This is a genomic window from Scardovia inopinata JCM 12537 (assembly GCF_001042695.1).
GTDB classification, from domain to species: domain Bacteria; phylum Actinomycetota; class Actinomycetes; order Actinomycetales; family Bifidobacteriaceae; genus Scardovia; species Scardovia inopinata.
Genome location: NZ_AP012334.1, coordinates 1607823 through 1626467, shown reverse-complemented (window position 1 = coordinate 1626467; position 18645 = coordinate 1607823). Strand labels below are relative to the sequence as shown.

Here is an 18645-nt window from a genome sequence, read left to right as displayed (position 1 = left end):
AGAGTGTTCTCAGAGAAGGTTCAGATTTGTAGTGTTATTTATTGTGTAAAGCAAAGATTACATAGAAAAACCTTCTGTACCAGAAAAATATAAGGGATATACAAAATATATACAAAAGGAAAGGGAGCTTTATGACTGACAGCAATAATTTTTCCTCCTACCCCAACAAGGCGGATCAGGCTGACGGATATGATCCGAATGCCCAACAAGCTGGAAAGGCTACCAATCAAGGCCCTGATTCCCAGGCAAACCAGGGCACTGCTGGTAGTGCTCCCACTCAGAGGATTACGCCTAACCAGTACGGGCAATATGCAGGCGGTTACAATCCCGGACAGGGATATGGACAGACGGCTCCAGCTCAGTCCGGCCAGACCCGGCAGTTTGGACAGATTCAGCCATCAGGTCAGGCTCAACCGAATCCGACTCAACCTATTCAGCAAACTCAGCGCATGTCATATGCACAGCCTTCCCCTATTTCTTCCCCTATCCCTTCTCCTGTTTATGGTCAGACTAGTCAGGGGCAGCAGCAGAGCCAATACAGGCAGAATCTCTCTAGCCAGCAGTCTCCTCAGTATGGTCAATATAGTCAGTACGGGCCAGGTCAGTATTCCAGCAGCCAGTATCCAGGAACTTCATATTCAGCAGGCAGTCAGTATGGCCAACAGCCTCAATATGGCCAGCCTGCAGCAAATGGATATGCAGCCCAGGCTGGGACGGGTAATTCTACCGCTCAGAATCCTTTTGTAAATCCCGCATCCGGAACATCGACCACGGTTTTAGCTGGAAAATCAGCTGGCAGGTCGAAGGAGCACGGCGTTCGTAATGCCTTGATTTCCGGCCTGGTTGCCCTTCTTGTTTCCCTTCTGGTCCTAGGCATAGGCTGGGCTGGAATCCGAAACACGATCAGTAATACGACAACGAGTACTGTCGCACCTAATTCTTCCACTGGCGGTTCCGGCAGCACTGACACCATCATCTCAGGGAGCACAAATTGGAAGACCGTAGCTAAAAAGGTTGCAGCTTCCGTGGTTTCCATTACTATTACCTCGTCAGGCAGAGAGATTATGGGATCTGGTGTCATTATTGATAAAAAGGGCGATATTATTACCAATAATCACGTGGCCAGCAATTCCGGTGATATGACGGTAACTCTGTCTAACGGAGACATGTACAAAGCGTCCATTGTGGGAAGCGACTCCACAACAGATATTGCTGTAGTCAGGATCAAGAATCCTCCCAAGAATTTAACTTATGCCACTTTTGCCAACTCAGATAACCTGGCCGTGGGCGAAAGCGTCATGGCAATCGGCAACCCGCTGGGTTATGAGAATACAGCTACTACTGGTGTGGTCTCAGCTTTGAACCGGCCTGTTACCTTGAGCGAAAATTCCACCAATTCTTATTCCTCCGGTTCCGATGACAATACGGTATACACCAACACTGTTCAGATTGATGCTGCCATTAATTCCGGTAATTCCGGCGGCCCCTCCTTTAATGCTTCAGGGAAGATTATTGGTATCAATACAGCCATAGCTTCCACTGCTTCCTCAAGTTCATCAGGCAATGCAGGCAGCATTGGCATCGGATTTGCCATCCCTGCAAATACAGTGAAATGGGTAGCTGATGAAATTATTAAGAGCGGTAAGGTTGAGCATGTAACTCTGGGAGTTACCGTTCAGACCGGCACCGCTACCGTGGGCAGCGCCACCAGAGCCGGCGCAACTGTTAAGAGCGTGTCGGATGATAGCTCTGCCTCTGCTGCTGGACTTCAGACCGGGGATACCATTGTGGCTTACAATGGCAACACTGTGGGCAGTGTAGAAAGCCTGCTGGGTTACGTTCGGTCAACTCAGAAAAACAGTTCGGTTACGGTTACTGTTATTCGTGATGGCAAGTATGTGACAGTAAAAGCACAGATGACCCATGCAGAAAGTAAGTCCAGCTCATCCAACTCTGGCTCTGATGATAATAACAACAATAACAATGATGATAATAACAATGATGATGGTGAGTGATGGGCATGAGCTCTTGGGCATGAGCTGTCCAGCGTGAGCCAGCAGGTTCAGTGAATTTAGTGAATACAAGCTGTCCCAGCGCACCAGGCTGTCCCTGTGCACGCTAAGACACCAAGAGCTCAATCTTCTTTCTTCCCCCAGGTTCCATAGGGGCCGCCTGTTCGGCCGGTATCCGTGGCCTGGGGGAAACTCTCATGAGGGCTACCGGCCAGGGCAGTCCTCATATAAGATGCAAAAAGGTGAGTAGGGTATCCGTGGCCGTTCTGGTATTGGGAAAAAGTAGGAAGCTGGGCAGCCGAGCCATGTGCTGAGCTGTTCCAGATAGCATAGGCAGTGACTATGGAGGGCGTGTATCCCACAAAAACTGCGGCAGTATTGTCATTGGCTGTGCCAGATTTTCCTGCTAAACTTCTCCCCGCAATTGTGGCTTCAGACCCGGTTCCGTTGAAAATGACTTTGGTCAAAGCCTTGTTGAGCAGGGCAATGTGAGAAGAATTAAAGATTCGGCTTCCCTGGGGTTCAGTCTGGTAGATAGTTTTTCCCTGGGAAGAGGTCACCGTGGAGACCAGATGGAGGGGAATCCTGACCCCACCGGTGGAAAAAGTGGCATACGCCTGAGCTAGTTCTTTCAGAGTGATTCCGTCGATTCCCAAGGTGTTATAGAGAGAGTGCGTTTGCAGGGGTGAGGAAATTCCAGCTTGGGCAGCCAGGTTTGCAGTTTTTTCTGGGGTAACCCTAGCATTCAGATCAACAAAGACGGTGTTGACCGACTGGGCTATGGCCTGGTAGAGAGAAATCCTCCCATAACTAACATTTTTATAATTTTTCACTGGAGTAGTCAGCCCAGGAAAACTGCGGGGAGAGTCTCCATTAAAAGTCGTATTCAGACTGCATCCTTGCTGAATAGCGGCAAGGAGGGTGAAGGCTTTCATGGTTGATCCTGGTTCAAAACGTGCCTGAGTCAGATTGTTCAGCTGATGACTTGCATAATTTTTCCCCGCATAAAGAGAAATAATTCCCCCTGTGTGTGAATTGACTGAAATTCCGCCAGTTTCCACCGATTGGGGGAGGCCAGCCCTGCTGTTGTTCTCCTGAACTGTTTTCTCCATCAGTTTCTGCTTATGGGTATCCAGGCTGGTGACGATGGAATAGCCTCCTGTTGCCAGAGAATCTGGGCTAAATTTTTTGGTCGCCAGCAGCTCGGATCGAACCATGGTAAGGATATAGCCCTTGGATCCCTGGTATTCGTTGGTTGGCTGGGGAGCGGCTGTCGCCGGCAAGGAAGCTGATTGGGCCTGACGGCTCGATAAGGTTCCATCTTCCTTCATAATAGCAATAACTCGCTGGAAACGCCTGGCAGCTATGGTGGGTGAGACTGCTGGGTCCCAGGCAGAAGGGGCAGGAATAATACCAGCTAGAAGAGCTGCCTGACTGACGGTAAGATTTGCAGCATCTTTATGAAAGTATGCTTGGGCTGCAGCCTGAATTCCGTAAGCTCCCCGTCCAAAATAGATGGTATTGAGATAGTTGCACAGTACCTGGCCCTTTTCCTGGGTTTGGGAGATTTTTAAGGCCAGAAGTGCCTCTTTAAGTTTTCCCCAATAGGTGGTGGTTTCCCCCAGGTAATACCGTTCAGCATATTGTTGGGTAATAGTCGAACCGCCCTGACGGCTGCCAGTGGTTACATTGTTGATCAGTGCCCGGGCTATGCCTTTAAAATCGATGCCGGAATCAGTCCAAAATGTCCTGTTCTCTGAGGCGACAACTGCATTGCCCACATAATCGGGCAGGGCAGAACAGGAAATAATCTGTCTGTTCTGATCGAAATAACTGCCTATAAGGGTTTTGCCATCGCTGTAGTATACCCGCGTTTTTTGAGCCAGGGCAACGGATTCTGGGCTGGGGATGGTTGTTCGTGCATAGGCAATAGTCAGGGTTCCTGCCAGGACGGCAAGGCAGAGTGCGAAAAAGATGAGCAGGCTTTTAAGGAAACTTTTCCAGGGACTTTTCCTGACTGTTCTTGCAGGATTATGATTTTTCGAGCCTGTACGGGACGTTGTCTTTTTCTCTGCTGTTGATATGGGTTGACTGCGTTTGCTGCTTCTGGTCTTTCCAGCTGTTTTCTTTTTACTGTCTGTGCCGTAAGACCGTCTGTCCTTTCCTGATGCCATGCCTTCTAATCTAGCCTGGAAGTGATGAAGAAAGGAGAAAAGTATGGAAATCTTTGGAAATCATGCGCATATCTGCCGTCTACTGTTGATTTTGGTTTAGAGTTCAGAGTATCGTGACAAGTGCATGTCATTAAAAAATATGGCAGAGACTTAAGGAGTATTAATGAGTATTCGCGTTGCTATTGCTGGCGTAGGCAACTGCGCTTCATCCCTGGTTCAAGGTGTGGAGTATTACAAGGGTGCCAAGGATGAGGATAAAATTCCCGGAATTATGCACCCGAACTTCGGCGGTTATCGTATTCGCGATGTGGAATTCGTTGCTGCTTTTGATGTTGATGCTGCCAAAGTTGGAACTGATCTGAGTCAGGCAATTTTTGCCTCTCAGAACAACACATACAAGTTCTGCGATGTTCCAGCTTCTGGCGTCACCGTTCAGCGCGGTCCAACCATGGATGGTCTGGGCGAGTACTACCGCCAGATGATCACAGAGTCTTCTGAAGAGGCTGTTGACGTGGCTCAGGTGTTGAAAGACAAGAAGGTTGACATTCTGGTCTCTTATCTGCCTGTTGGTTCTGAACAGGCAGATAAGTATTACGCTCAGGCTGCCATGGATGCTGGTTGCGGTTTTGTTAACTGCCTGCCCGTTTTCATCGCTTCCGATCCACAGTGGGCCCAAAAGTTCCGCGACGCCGGTCTTCCGATTGTGGGAGATGATATTAAGAGCCAGGTCGGTGCTACTATTACCCACCGGGTAATGGCCCGACTTTTTGAAGATCGTGGTGTTCGCCTGGATCGTACCTATCAGCTGAATGTGGGCGGCGACATGGATTTCATGAATATGCTGGAACGCAGCCGTCTGGAGTCCAAGAAGATTTCCAAGACCCGTGCTGTAACTTCCATCGTTCCTCATGATATGGATCCCCGCAACGTTCACATTGGTCCTTCTGACTATGTGGCATGGCTGGACGACCGCAAGTTTGCTTTTGTCCGTCTGGAAGGGACCACCTTTGGCGATGTCCCTCTGAATCTCGAGTACAAGCTGGAAGTGTGGGATTCTCCTAACTCTGCCGGCGTGGTTATTGATGCCATTCGTTCCTGCAAGTTGGCCATGGATCGTGGCTTGGCTGGCCCGATTTTGGCTCCCAGCTCTTACTTTATGAAGTCTCCTGCTGTTCAGCATGAAGATAATGAAGCCCGCGAACTTGTTGAGGCCTTCATTGCAGGAGATACTGAAGCTACTCCTGAGCAGCTGGCTGATGATCTTGCTGCCGCTAACAAGAACGGCAAGGATGTATGGCACGCTTAGTGTAGGCAAGGCGTAGAGCATGAGAGTCGCCCTACCGTTATCAAAGTTTGGTTTGGTGTGGTAGAGTGGCTCTCTGTATATCGTTGGAAAATCGATAGCCAGGGCCAGACGGATGGGCAGAAGGCCTGACCTGGCAGCAGCAGAATAAGTCAATAAGATAGGTAGGGTTATGGACTCTTCTGAAACCAATGAGATCACTGAGACACAGGAACAAGAAGGCAGCCAGACAGGGGTGGATGAGACTGTCGAGAATACAGACTCTGAGCCGCAGACTGCGGACCAAAAACCTGCAATCGTAAAAGCTGCGCGCTGGATTTTTAAGCGTCACAAATTTAACTGGATTTTCTACATTGTTACCTTTATTCTTGCGAATATTTATGCAGTATTAGAGATGCAGACTGTGGTAGATACTGACCACGAGCTTATCTGGAATTTCTTCTCTCAGATGTGGGAATTCAATAAATTTCAATTCTTGAATAATTTCCTGATTCTGAGTTTGCTCAGTTTTATTTTCTGCTTTATTATCAATAGATTTTGGATTGCAATCAGTGTTTATGTATCATTAATCATTGTGATTGCTGTTGCGGATCGCTTTAAGGTGGTCGTCCGCAATGAGACCATCACGGCTGCTGATCTTAATTTCCTGTCAGGCGGCAATGCAGGGAATATCATGTCTTTCATTCCCGATGGGTCTACAGGAATAATAGTGAGGGCTCTGCTGACTGTTGCCCTGCTTGTAGTTTTCGGCATTGTCATGACTATTTGGGACTCCCGCTCTCTGCTTGCTCCCAAGAACAAGGCTATTGGTTTGGCTGCCCGTATTATTATCATTGCTATTCCTCTCACCTTTGAGGTGGCTTTTGTATCTGCCATGTCGACCACTGATTCCTGGGCTAATAAGATTCTCCTGTCTCAGTCAGATAATCCCTCTATGTGGGATAACGTGGTCGATTCCAGAAAAAATGGAACCGTGGTTGCTTTTGCCCGTAACCTCAATCCCAAGATCATGGATGAGCCGGCTAACTACTCAGAAGCGACTATGAAAAAAATCCTGACCAGGTATAAGAAAACTGCTCAGACTATCAATGCCAAGCGAACTACAAATTTGAACGATTCCACTGTGATAGCCGTTCTGTCTGAATCTTTCTCCGATCCTACCCGGGTGCCCGGCGTCAAGCTCAATAAAGATCCCATGCCCAAGATTCGTGCCATTAAGTCAGGAACAACATCGGGCTACATGCTCTCCTCTGGTTATGGTGGGGGCACGGCCAACATTGAGTACATGGTGCTGTCTGGCTTATCTATGGCCAACTTCAGCTCTTCGCTGACATCGCCTTATCAGCAGCTGGTTCCTACCGCTGCCTGGTCGCCTACCTTCAATACAGACTGGGCTTCCTCTCAGTCCCTGGCTATTCATCCTTATGACTCGTCCATATATTCCCGCCGGTCCAATTACAAGAAGTTCGGCTTCTCCAAATTCTATACCCTCAATGGTCCCCAGTATGTGAAACATACTAAGACTATTGACAGATCCGGCTATGTCAGTGATTCGGAAACATATGCGGAGACTTTATCTAGAATCAATGCCAAGAAGGGATCTAAGTCTCAGTTCTTGCAGGTGGTGACCATGCAGAACCACATGCCGTACAGCAATTGGTATGACAATAACGATTACACTGTTACCTCCACCACCGGGCAGACCTTCGGTGAGAATGAAAAAACCAGAATCCAAACCTATGCCAAGGGAATGGAATACACTGACACTGCTACTGCTGATTTCCTGAACAAACTGGATGCGATAGACAAGCCCATTACTGTGATCTTCTACGGTGATCATCTGCCCGGGGCTTATACCACAGCAGCAGCTGATGAAGAAAATTCCGTGGACCTGCATGAGACTGACTACTTCATTTGGTCTAACAAGGCTTCCGGATCTTCCGGCAATAAGTTGAGTGCTGCTGAGTCCACCTACACATCCCCCAACTTCCTCATGGAGGAAGCTGCGGCACATATGAATGCCAAAGTGACCCCTTACCTGGCTTTCCTGACCACACTGCACACCAAGGTTGCAGCGCTGGAGCCGCCAGTAGTTAATGTTATCCAGAGATGGAAGCGGATTCCTTCCGGTCAGGCCCTTTACCTGGATTCCCAGGGCAATCTGATTGATCTGAAGAAGGCGGACAAGGAAACCAAGCAGCTGCTAGCCGATTACAAGTTGATTCAGTATGACATCACCGCTGGCAAGCAGTATTTGAGGAATACGGATTTCATGACCTATCCTAAAAAGTAGGCACGAGGACGATTGCCGGTCTTCCGACCTTCGTGTATAATAAACTAAGCTCCTACGCGGCGTTATGTCGCCGAATCCCCCCAGGGCAGGAATGCAGCAAGGGTAAGTGGCCTCTGACGGGTGCGTAGGAGTTTTTATTTCCTGATTGCCAGCTTAATCGTTACATTCACATGTAAGAAGGTGAGTTATTGATATCCTGGGAAACTACATCCCAAACAGAAGAAGATAATGACCCATACACAATTTTGAGCATTAATCCCAAAAATACATAGGGCAGTAGTCTCCACAAAATAATCGTGGGAACTACTACTTCAAATTTACTATGCCGTGGGTTCAGACATCCACTTCACAATGGCTGGATCGTGATGATCGAAGAACTGAACTTGTTGCAAGATCGAGACCCTTGATATCAACCATATCGGTTGAGTCAAGCTCGAAATCATAAATATCAAGATTCTCAATCATACGCTCTTTGGGATGATGATAGTGCCAAGTTGCTGCAAATACTTGAGAGCCACTTGACCTACAGACTTGTCATGCTTTTCACCAATGCGGGCGAGTTCGGGATTGCTAAGGAAGTTGCTACGTCCTTCAACAAATAGCCCCAGGACTTGTGCTTAATGCCATACTGCCTCATGATTGGACGCAAATCTTGCCAGCTTTATAAGCTTTCTCTAGTGCTCGCCATGTTATATGAAGCGTGCGATAAATGGGCTCCAGAACTCTACGAGCGAGTATTTATATAACCCCTAGAAACTTGCTAAGAAACAAAACCATAAGCCAGACTAGCTCTTAACACGCCCAAAAATTACACACAATCTGTCCGATAACCTCAGCCTAATGTGGATAGCTTGTTCTATCGCATTAATACACAATAGATACTCTACAGTTCTGCAAGCTTTAATCTATTAAAAAAGGTGCTGATACATTTCCATCTCCAACAAGTTTGCGAAGCTCGGAATCAGAAATATTGTTAATATGCCCAGTCTTGGTGAAATTCCAAGAATTTGTATTATAATAGATGGTGAGCTGATTGCCAAGATAGAGAATTAAATCTCCTGGCTGCACTGTGATCTACTTATCGTTACGTGGAAGCGAAAAATCTGAATCAGCAACTTTTCCATGTTTTCATAATCATGCATATTCAACGTAAGATCGCCATCAGAAAGTTTTTCAAGTAACGCTCGTGCAGACGAGTTATTTTCCAACGGCGCAGTAAGCTCTGTCTTGTTGATAGTGATGTGTATTTTGTTAGTCATTACATCCTCATTACTTGCAGATTGAACTGATTGACCAGATTTCGGTGATGGGGCTGTTGATGCACTACTGATCGAAGAATTTTCAGAAGCCGAACTACTTGACGCCGAACTACTTGACGCCGAACTACCGCAAGCACTCAAAGTCAGCGCAGCAGTAAGAAGAAAAACTACAGAGGCATATACAGATCTTTTTATGTATTCTTTCATGCTTTCAAATATTCGTTAAAGAAACTTACAATTTTTTTCAGAGAATCAGATCGCGATTAGTTCTTCCACGTTATAAAAATCAGTGTGGACAGTGGATAGTGGACAGCGCCAGGAACAACAAATAATTTTTTGTTCTCTGTGTATTAAGCATTATCGGTCCTGGGTTCTGGTTTGAAGTGCGATTCTTTTTGTAGTGTTGGTTGTGGTATATGAATGACCAGTTATTATTACAGGGAAGGGTTTGCGTTCCATAATGTCAGTGTATACACATTTATGTCGTGATGAGCGGTGTCTTATTCAATATTTATGAGATAAGCAATACTCTATAACTTTTATCGCGCATGAGTTAGAGTGTTCTCAATCAATCACTAGCAGAGAACTCAAGCGTGGATTATGGTTCGCGTCGAACGAGAATAATTCGTATTGTCCTTATCGTCCTGCTGGTTTGAAAACTGGTATATGGACGCATTTTCCCGTGTATGTTGCTGATACTGCGCAGCGTAAAGCAGCCCAGCGGGCTAAGAAAAGTTGGAAATAACCACGGTTAAATTCGCATGATAGACTGCGTCAGTTTGTGATAGATTCTCTTCGCCAAGGGCATAGCCCTCAAGCTATCAGTAGACGGTTGAGAGTGCTTTACCCGGATGATATGACTATGCGGGTGAGTATGGAAAGTATTTATCAGTGGGTATACGCGACAGGTAAGGCGAGTCTTCACTTGTGGCAGTACTCATATAAATCTCACCATCATCGTGTGAAGAAACATTCCTGCCTATAAGCCTAAAATACTGTCTTAATACTTCAGTACATTGGAACCATGAGAATAAATCCGATGCTTCGTCCTATCTTGAAGTGGGTTGGTGGTAAACGCCAGTTATTGGATGTTATTCTTCCTAAGATTCCTTCTCATATTTCGACCTATGTGGAACCATTTGTGGGTGGAGGGGCAGTTCTTCTAGAACTGCAGCCGAAAAAAGCAGTAATAAATGATTCTAATAGTGAACTCATTAATGTTTATAGATGTGTGAAAGAACATCCGGTTGAACTAATCGAGCGGTTGAAAGAACATCAAAAGAAGAATTCCGCTGATTATTTTTATGAGATCAGAGGATTAGATCGCGATCCGGATTTTCAGAAGCATTCTAGTATTGAAAGAGCTGCTAGAATACTTTATCTAAACAAAACTTGTTATAATGGTCTGTATCGAGTTAATGCTGCTGGTCAATTCAATTCGCCCTATGGGAAATATAAAAATCCTAATATCGTGAATGAGGCTGGAATTAATGCTTTGAGTAAATATCTCAATGGAGAAATCACCATCCTGAATGGTGATTATTCCGATGCATTGAAAGGTTTGCGTCGTGGTGCTTTTGTCTACCTAGATCCTCCATACATGCCGGTTTCTTCTTCATCGTCTTTTACCGGATATACCGAGAATGGCTTTGGGTATCAGGAGCAAGAGCGTCTTAGAAATGTTTGTATGGGTTTAGCGAATAAGAATATACATTTTCTTCAGTCTAACAGTGACACGCCAGAAATTCGGGAATTATATAAAGATTTTGATATTGAAACAGTACAAGCTATTCGATCGGTGAATTCACGAGCAGATAGGCGTGGAGCAATTAATGAGGTGTTAGTTTATGCCTGACAAGACTGAAGTTGCTTGGAATGTCATACTAGATAAGTATGAGATTTTAGCGCACATTAAGAAAAACGGTTTTTATACAATTAAGGCTTCTGAAATTAAAAAATTTCGAGAGCCGAGGCTAATGGCAAAGTGGGATTCTTCAGATTATTTAACGAGGCCGCTTAAAAATAATAAACTAAATATTCTTCCTATCTCTAGGACAGAATATATTATTAGTGATTTCAAACTATATGAAACATTGCCAGAGCCGGATTCATCAGTTAGTGCGACTCGTATTAGTCTACCAAATTATGAGTCATTATCTGTTGAAGATATTTCTTCAGAATCTAATGCGATTAATGCACTTTTGCTCAGCGGGGCACTTGATGATTTTCTTGGAAGAGAAAACACTGCCGAAACTTTTAATGGTAGACAGGGGAGTGGTAATTTCTCTTTTCTTATTGATTCATTTTCTGGATTCAAAAGAGGAATAAAGGTAAATGGTGCCCAGCTAGAAATAGATGGTGGTTTCGAGAATAATTCCGAAATAGTGATTATGGAAGCAAAGAATGTCATTCATCCAGATTTTCTCATTCGACAATTATATTACCCTTATCGTTGTTGGAGGGAGAGAGTAAATAAGCCGATTCGTCTTGTATTTTCCCAATATGCCAATCAGATTTACCGATTATTTGAGTACTCATTCAATAAGCCGAACGATTATTCATCTATTGAACTAATAAATACAAAAAATTATACTTTTGAAGATCTTTCTATTTCAAACTATGATATTTCCAATGCATGGTCATCTGTTAATAACAATCTTGTAGAAGATCGTGCTGACGATAATACAATTTTCATTCAGGCAGATAGTGTTGGAAAAGTTATAGCGCTTGTAGAGAGTCTTTCTCGTGTTGGAAGCATGAGTAAAGAAGAGATTGCAGAAGAGTTGGAGTTTACTACTAGGCAAAGTGATTATTATTCAAATGCTGGGAAATATCTGGGTTTGATTTCTAAAAAGAACTCTTATTCAGAGCTTACCGCAGAAGGAAAGAAAGTAGCATCACTACCATACAAAGAAAAGCAGCTTCGTATGGTTCAGCTTATGTGTAAACACAGTATATTCCACCACTTTGTAGAAGTTGCGATGAACACAGGAGATATTGCACCTGTGGAAGAAATACAGCATTATATGTATGAGCATAATACAACGACAAAAGGTGTCATAGAGCGTAGGGCTGGTAGTGTGAGGCGCTGGCTAACTTGGATATTTTCTTTGCCGAAAGTCACTAATGCTGAATAATGCTGTTGTGCATTGAATTGTAACGTTCGTTTCTTGTAGAAGGATTTTAAATAATGACTAACGATCAAAAACCGATAATTAATTCAAATGGATATAATGGCTCTGAACCCACCAGAGAATGTCCGAATTGCGGAAAAACAAAACCAATTAGTGAATTTGGCTACCGTAGTATGTCAGATGGTAAAATAAGAAATCAGTCTTGGTGCAGAGAATGTAGAGCAAAGAAGAAGATGTAAAGGTCATCACTACAGCTTTGTGTTTTATCCTTAGAAATGAGCGTAGCTCCAAGATATTTACTTAATTGAATCAATTCTTTCCTTAGACTATACGTTTCCACAGTACAATATGGTTACATTGCCTTTAGTAGTCACTGTGTGTCTTTAAGCGAAACGCTTGCAAAGCTTATACATATTTATCTAATCAATCTTCTTTCTTCTTTTGCAAGTATAAATTAATAATTTATTCAGATGTTTCATTTAATTAGTTGTTATATATGTATATGGGAAAATTTTCTATCTGCTTTTTATATACACCCGAATGGGGAGATGAATATTTTCCTCAGTGCAGGGCTTGTGGGACTATGGGAAGATAGATTATACGACAGGCAGTCACAACAGTAAGGTGGTTGAAATGGCTCGATCAGAAGCGACAGAGGAAGATAGTCTGTCAAGGCGGGAAGACCGACTCCTGGTACGGCCCCGACCGGCAGTAATTGTTGGATCTGCCCTGCTGGGTCTGTTTTTTCTTGCAGCAGCGGCAGCGGTCTGGGTCGCCGGAGTAACCACTTACCGGGGACAGAAATTTGATGACTGGGTCTGGCAGCGCTTCTATGAAACCTATTCCAAGGCCAATATTTTGAACTCGGTTTTTGCTAATTCTCACCTGGTTATTGGGGTCTCCATTGCTATTATTGCTGTTTCTCTTGTGACTGTCCTGATACGTCGGCGCTGGCAGCTCCTCCTGCAGGTGGCAGTTTTTGGGGCCATGTCTTTCATTACAGCCTGGAGTCTCAAACGGGTTCTTATCAGGCCGGTTATTGACAGGACAATCAGCAATCCAGCTAATTCCGCTCCCTCTGGACATACTGCTCTGGCGATGGCGGCAGCGGTGATCCTCGTCATGTGTGTTCCCAGAGCCCTGAGAGCCCTCTGTGCTCTGGCGGGAACGGCTTTCGTTGATCTGGTTGCCTTCAGCGTGATGGCGGAGAAATGGCACCGCCCCACCGATGTGCTCATGTCTATTTTGCTGGTTGCTGGCCTGGGCCTGATTGTTCTTGCTTTCAGTCATGGAAGCGGGATGGATCAACCTGGCAAGAGGTTCTCTTCTGTTGGTGTGCAGGTTTGTTCCTCTATTTTAATCACCGCCGGCATCATGATGGAAGTTTATGTAGGTTATATGGTCTGGCAACTGTGGGATTATATTCTTAACCAGCCGATAGCTTTTGCCCGCCAGGTAAACATTACTATTATTTTTGCGGTCCTGGGCTGCAGTTTTATATCTTTTGGTGTCTTGGCAGCTTTTCGGCAGGCGACGGCCGCGCCCCTGTCCAGATCTGGCATGGTTGGCGCTCCTCCGGCTCCTCCCAAGCAGTGGGAAAACTAATGACTGGATGCTGACTGAAGCCGCAGACTGCAGAGGAATTTTTACGCTTGTAGGTGCGTGTGTTATAGTACCTTTCGGAAGACCACACCAGAAGGTGCCAAGAAAGGGGCCTAGATGACAGGGAACAAACTTGTGATTGTGGAGTCGCCAACGAAGGCGCGAAAGATCGGCGGTTACCTGGGTAAAGGGTACACGGTCATGGCCTCGGTTGGTCATATCCGCGATCTGGCTCAGCCCTCACAAATACCTGCTGCTGACAAAGAAAAATATGGCAAGTTCGGGGTGGATGTGGACGACGGATTCCTCCCTTATTACATTGTTGGCAATGACAAAAAGAAAACCGTATCTGACCTGCGCAAAGCCCTGAAGACCGCTGATGAGCTTTATCTGGCAACTGATGAGGATCGGGAAGGTGAAGCCATTGCCTGGCACCTGGTTCAGACCCTGAAACCCAAGGTTCCTGTCAAGCGCATGGTTTTCCATGAAATTACCAAAAATGCCATTGAAAATTCTCTGGACCAAACCCGGGATGTGGACCTGAACATGGTGGATGCACAGGAGACTCGTCGTGTTTTGGATAGGCTTTATGGCTATGAGCTTTCCCCCGTCCTCTGGCGTAAGGTTGGACCCGGCCTGTCGGCTGGCCGTGTTCAGTCTGTTGCTACCCGCCTGATTGTGGAACGGGAACGGGAACGGATGGCTTTTGTAAGGACTTCTTACTGGGATTTGGTGGCCCGGGTATCCGCTTCAGCTGCGGTCGGCCGCGATTCGCAGGGACAGACGGTAACAGGTGATAAGGCCGAGGACACCTCTTTCCGCTCCCGTCTGGTTTCTCTGGGTGGCCGCAGGATTGCCGGCTCCAAGGATTTCGACAGTGTGGGCCAGCCTACGGCAGCTATGACCAAAGATAATGCCTGGGCCCTGGACCAGCAGACTGCCACAGCTGTGGCCGAGGCTCTTGCCGATCAGGATTTCACTGTTGATTCTGTGGAGACTAAGCCTTATCATCGCCGACCTCTTCCTCCCTTTACTACCTCAACCCTTCAACAGGCAGCTGGAAACAGGTTGGGCATGTCGTCCCGGATGACGATGAGGGCAGCCCAGGGATTATATGAGAACGGCTATATCACCTATATGCGTACCGATTCCGTTACCCTATCGGGAGAGGCTATTTCCGCAGCCCGCGAGCAGGTGGAAGACAAGTGGGGACATCAGTATTTATCCGACAAGCCGAAACAGTATGCCACTACCTCTGCCGGAGCTCAGGAAGCGCATGAGGCTATTCGTCCGGCCGGAGCACACTTCAGGACTCCAGAATCCCTGGAAGGGAAAGTCCCCTCTGACCAGCTGCGTCTTTACCGCTTGATTTGGCAGAGAACCCTGGCTTCTCAGATGGCTGATGCGGCTGGTTCCACAGCAACGGTACGCCTGTCAGCCCCCGCCGGTCAATTTGGGCAGGCAATCTTCCAGGCCTCGGGAACAGTCATTGATTTTCTTGGATTTCTGAGGGCTTATGGTGATGGGACTCCTCATAGAGGCTCTCAGGAGGCAGCCTCCTCAGCAGCTGCTTCTTCAGCTGCAACAGATAATGAAGCCTTGCCAGCTCTTAATAGAGGAGACACCCTCTACGTTCGTGAGATTGAACCCGCCGGGCATGAAACCCAGCCCCCGGCTCGCTATACGGAGGCTTCTCTGGTCAAGACCTTGGAGGCCAAGGAAATTGGCCGTCCTTCAACCTACGCCAGCATTATCACCACCATTATTGATCGCGGATATGTATATGAGCGCGGGCGGGCCCTGATCCCCTCGTGGCTGGCTTTTGCTGTTATTAAGCTGTTGGAGCAGAACTTCCCCCAGTATGTGGATTATCAGTTCACAGCAAAAATGGAGAATGGCCTGGACATGATTGCCCAAGGCAAGGAGACAGGCAAGAGCTGGCTGGCGGATTTTTACTTTGGATCTGGGGCGGATTCTGCTCACAATGCCCGTGAAGCTCACGAAGGTCTGCACGATCAGGTGGCTCAGCTGGGGGATATTGATGCTCGTGCCATCAACACTATCGAGATTGGAGATGGGCTTCAGGTGAGGGTCGGCCGGTATGGCCCCTATCTGGAAGATACGGTCAATCTCGATGCCGAAGGCAAGCCCAGGAGGGCCTCTCTGCCTGATACCATGGCTCCAGACGAGCTGACAGTGCAGGCTGGCCACGAGCTGATCAACAACACTTCTGCCGGCCCCCGTCAGCTGGGTACCGATCCGCAGACAGGCGGAACTGTTGAGGTGAGAACTGGCCGTTTTGGCCCCTATGTTGCCCTGGTCATCGAGGGAGAAGATAAGCCTAAAATGGCATCTCTCTTTAAGACCATGGATGTAGAATCCATCACCCTGGATGATGCCCTGAAACTCCTGCGCTTGCCCCGGCTGGTAGGAACACTTCAGGAGGCTGATGGAGACTCTGGTCAGACGAAAGATGTTGAGGTTCTGGCCAATAACGGCCGTTATGGTCCCTACCTGTCAAAGATTGGCGCTGATGGAAAGCAGGACACCCGGTCTCTGTCCAGCGAAGATGAGATTTTCACTGTCGACCTGGCCAAGGCCCAGGAACTTTTTGCTCAGCCCAAGTATGGCCGCCGAACCAGGGCAGCTGCCAAACCTCCGCTGAGGGATCTGGGTCCGGATCCAGAAACCGGTAAGCCGGTAACCATTAAAGATGGCTTCTACGGCACATACATTACTGACGGTCAAACTAACCGGACTCTGCCCAAACAGTATACAGTCGAATCGATTGAACCAGCTGAAGCCTTCCGTCTGCTGGCAGAAAAGCGGGCTGCCGGGCCTGTTAAGCGCCGCAGCCGACGCTCAGCCGCGAAAAAGACAGGAAGCAGCAAATCGACAACTAAAGCACCTAAAATAGGCAAAACTGTTAAAACGGCAAGGAAAACAACTGCCAGAAGGACATCTATCAGGAAGACCTCAGTAGAAGGCATATAATGGCAGCCAAGAACAGCAGGAAATACCCCTTCCCAGGTCTCTTTGTGACCTTTGAAGGCGTTGATGGAGTAGGGAAAACCACTCAGGCAACCCGACTGAAGAATTACCTGATTCACCAAGGCAGGCAGGTTCTCATAACCCGGGAGCCGGGCGGCACCCACTTAGGTGAGCAGATTCGTCAGCTCCTCCTGCATGGAGATGATGAAGCTCCCCGAACCGAAGCCCTGTTGTATGCCGCTTCTCGGGCACAGCTGGTTTTTCAGGAAATTCGCCCCGCCCTGAATATGGGGAAAGTCGTGATTAGTGATCGTTATATTGACAGTTCCCTGGCCTACCAGGCAGGGGGCAGGGAACTGACCATGGAGCAGATTCGGCAGCTGAATGAGTGGGCAACCAACGGTCTCTGGCCCCAGCGGACCTACCTCTTAGATATGGATTTTGAGCAGGCTCAGGCCAGGCTCAGCGGGCCCAAAGACCGGCTGGAATCATCCGGAGCAGACTTCTTTAACCGTACCCGGCAGGCTTTTTTGGATTTAGCCGGCCAGGAACCTGACCGATTTGTGATTCTTAATGCTTCCCTGTCAGTTGACCAGGTGTGGGATGCTGTTAAAGCCGACATAGATTCTTTGCTTGCCCGGAGAGACTCATGACTGTGTGGGATTCAATTGTGGGGCAGAAGCCGGTAGTAGATCTGCTCAGGGCTACAGTCCGTTCTGGACGTTCCGGAGCTGACCTGACTGGCTCTGATGTGCCTGATTCCCCAGCCATTGCTCAATCCTGGCTGATTTGCGGCCCTCCGGGATCCGGTCGCTCACAGGTAGCCCGGGCTTTTGCTGCCGCTCTGGAATGTCCTCGGGGAGGTTGCGGAACTTGCCCTGTCTGCAGACAGATTATGAAAGATGAGCACCCTGACGTAACCGTGCTGGCAACAAATAAAATAACGATTTCTATTGATCAGGTTCGGAGTCTGATTGCCGATTCTGAACAAATGCCAGTGACTGCTCCCTGGCGTATTATCATTATCGAAGATGTGGATCGGATGCTGGAAAGAACAACCAATGTTCTGCTCAAAGAAATAGAGGAGCCGGCCCCTAAGACTATCTGGCTTTTATGCGCTCCCAGTTCTCAGGATGTCCTGCCGACCATCCTTTCCCGGACCAGAATAGTCAACCTTGCTGTTCCTCAAACCCGTGATATTGCTTCTTTCTTAGTGTCTTCCCTGGAGGTTGATCAGGCAACCGCTGCCCGCTGTGCCAGGCTGGCCCAGGGTCACATTGGCATTGCCCGTCTGTATGCCCGGGATGATCAGGCTCTGGCAGACAGGGATGAGATTGTTGTTGGTGTTCTCAATCTGCACAGGACCTCAGACGCTGTTGTTTTAGCTGCGTCCATGGTGGATAATGCCAACCGTCAGGCTAAGGCTGAGGTTGATCAGGCCGTAATGCGTGAGCAGGCTGAATTCAGAGCCCTGAATGGCCTAGCCGAGGGGGAGAAAATCTCTCCTGCTTTAAGAAGCGCTTACCACGCTATTGGCAAAAAAGACGATGTTCGCCGCCGGACTACCCGCTTGTCCCGGGATATCCTTGACCGATTCTTGACCACCATTACTAGCATCTATCGTGATCTGACCCTTATCCACAATGGGGCAGAGGAGGTATCGGGCCTGATCAATCTGGAGAATCGGGCTGCCATAACTGACTTATCTGCCGCCATCTCCCGTCAGCAGGCCATTGCCAACCTCGCTTCCATAGATACCGCCCGCCGCCGGCTGATGCACAACGGTTCACCTCAGCTGGTTCTGGAAGCCCTGCTGTCATCTTTGATTGTCTATTGAGAAAATTTCTTGACAGGCCTGAAAGAAATCCGGTACCGGG

Annotated in this window: 14 protein-coding genes and 1 other RNA gene; 11 read left to right on the top strand and 4 right to left on the bottom strand. The window is 47.5% G+C overall.

Annotation, left to right across the window (positions count from 1 at the left end):
- Positions 1 to 131 precede the first annotated feature (131 nt).
- Positions 132 to 2015, top strand: coding sequence for a S1C family serine protease (locus SCIP_RS06710; protein ID WP_006293459.1), 1884 nt, complete (start codon positions 132 to 134; stop codon positions 2013 to 2015).
- 119 nt (positions 2016 to 2134) lie between these two features.
- Here the strand turns inward: SCIP_RS06710 and SCIP_RS06705 are convergent, their stop codons facing one another.
- Positions 2135 to 4186 carry a transglycosylase domain-containing protein gene (locus tag SCIP_RS06705; RefSeq protein ID WP_006293460.1) on the bottom strand — a complete coding sequence of 684 codons (2052 nt, stop codon included), beginning with the start codon at positions 4184 to 4186 and terminating at the stop codon, positions 2135 to 2137.
- A gap of 163 nt (positions 4187 to 4349) precedes the next feature.
- Here SCIP_RS06705 and SCIP_RS06700 point away from each other — a divergent pair, with 163 nt between their 5' ends.
- The 3 genes from SCIP_RS06700 (at position 4350) to ffs (ending at position 7922) form a co-directional block, all read left to right on the top strand.
- Positions 4350 to 5492 (top strand): inositol-3-phosphate synthase, encoded by a 1143-nt coding sequence (locus tag SCIP_RS06700; RefSeq protein WP_006293461.1) that lies wholly within the window; start codon positions 4350 to 4352, stop codon positions 5490 to 5492.
- 169 nt (positions 5493 to 5661) lie between these two features.
- Positions 5662 to 7782, top strand: coding sequence for an LTA synthase family protein (locus SCIP_RS06695; protein ID WP_081442842.1), 2121 nt, complete (start codon positions 5662 to 5664; stop codon positions 7780 to 7782).
- A 43-nt stretch (positions 7783 to 7825) separates the two neighbouring features.
- An RNA gene (gene ffs / locus SCIP_RS07665) (signal recognition particle sRNA small type) lies at positions 7826 to 7922 on the top strand.
- Positions 7923 to 8115: 193 nt separating this feature from the next.
- Here the strand turns inward: ffs and SCIP_RS08430 are convergent.
- The 3 genes from SCIP_RS08430 to SCIP_RS08235 all read right to left on the bottom strand — a co-directional run bounded on the left by SCIP_RS08430 (position 8116) and on the right by SCIP_RS08235 (position 9041).
- Positions 8116 to 8247 (bottom strand): hypothetical protein, encoded by a 132-nt coding sequence (locus SCIP_RS08430; protein ID WP_258190475.1) that lies wholly within the window; start codon positions 8245 to 8247, stop codon positions 8116 to 8118.
- A 435-nt stretch (positions 8248 to 8682) separates the two neighbouring features.
- Complete coding sequence (locus SCIP_RS08525) at positions 8683 to 8850, bottom strand: cyclophilin-like fold protein (protein ID WP_196792705.1); 168 nt, start codon at positions 8848 to 8850, stop codon at positions 8683 to 8685.
- The gene (locus SCIP_RS08235; RefSeq protein ID WP_197541363.1) at positions 8832 to 9041 is read right to left on the bottom strand and encodes a cyclophilin-like fold protein; all 210 of its coding nucleotides are present in this window, start codon (positions 9039 to 9041) and stop codon (positions 8832 to 8834) included. Before SCIP_RS08235 ends, SCIP_RS08525 begins: the two co-directional genes overlap by 19 nt.
- A 1039-nt stretch (positions 9042 to 10080) precedes the next feature.
- On the opposite strand from SCIP_RS08235, the gene SCIP_RS06685 reads away from it, so the two are divergent.
- The 7 genes from SCIP_RS06685 to SCIP_RS06660 all read left to right on the top strand — a co-directional run bounded on the left by SCIP_RS06685 (position 10081) and on the right by SCIP_RS06660 (position 18605).
- Positions 10081 to 10896: a DNA adenine methylase gene (locus SCIP_RS06685; protein WP_231851925.1), complete on the top strand. Its 816-nt coding sequence runs from the start codon at positions 10081 to 10083 to the stop codon at positions 10894 to 10896.
- Positions 10889 to 12178 carry a type II restriction enzyme gene (locus SCIP_RS06680; RefSeq protein ID WP_006293464.1) on the top strand — a complete coding sequence of 430 codons (1290 nt, stop codon included), beginning with the start codon at positions 10889 to 10891 and terminating at the stop codon, positions 12176 to 12178. The genes SCIP_RS06685 and SCIP_RS06680 overlap by 8 nt, the downstream gene beginning before the upstream one ends.
- 53 nt (positions 12179 to 12231) lie before the next feature.
- Positions 12232 to 12414, top strand: coding sequence for a hypothetical protein (locus tag SCIP_RS07875; protein WP_081442843.1), 183 nt, complete (start codon positions 12232 to 12234; stop codon positions 12412 to 12414).
- Between the two features lie 394 nt (positions 12415 to 12808).
- Complete coding sequence (locus SCIP_RS06675) at positions 12809 to 13780, top strand: phosphatase PAP2 family protein (protein ID WP_006293465.1); 972 nt, start codon at positions 12809 to 12811, stop codon at positions 13778 to 13780.
- A gap of 114 nt (positions 13781 to 13894) precedes the next feature.
- Positions 13895 to 16771 carry a type I DNA topoisomerase gene (gene topA / locus SCIP_RS06670; RefSeq protein WP_006293466.1) on the top strand — a complete coding sequence of 959 codons (2877 nt, stop codon included), beginning with the start codon at positions 13895 to 13897 and terminating at the stop codon, positions 16769 to 16771.
- On the top strand, positions 16771 to 17421 hold the full coding sequence (gene tmk, locus SCIP_RS06665) for a dTMP kinase (RefSeq protein WP_006293467.1): 651 nt from the start codon (positions 16771 to 16773) through the stop codon (positions 17419 to 17421). The genes topA and tmk overlap by 1 nt, the downstream gene beginning before the upstream one ends.
- Positions 17418 to 18605 carry a DNA polymerase III subunit delta' gene (locus SCIP_RS06660; RefSeq protein WP_006293468.1) on the top strand — a complete coding sequence of 396 codons (1188 nt, stop codon included), beginning with the start codon at positions 17418 to 17420 and terminating at the stop codon, positions 18603 to 18605. Before tmk ends, SCIP_RS06660 begins: the two co-directional genes overlap by 4 nt.
- The last annotated feature ends 40 nt before the right edge of the window (positions 18606 to 18645 follow it).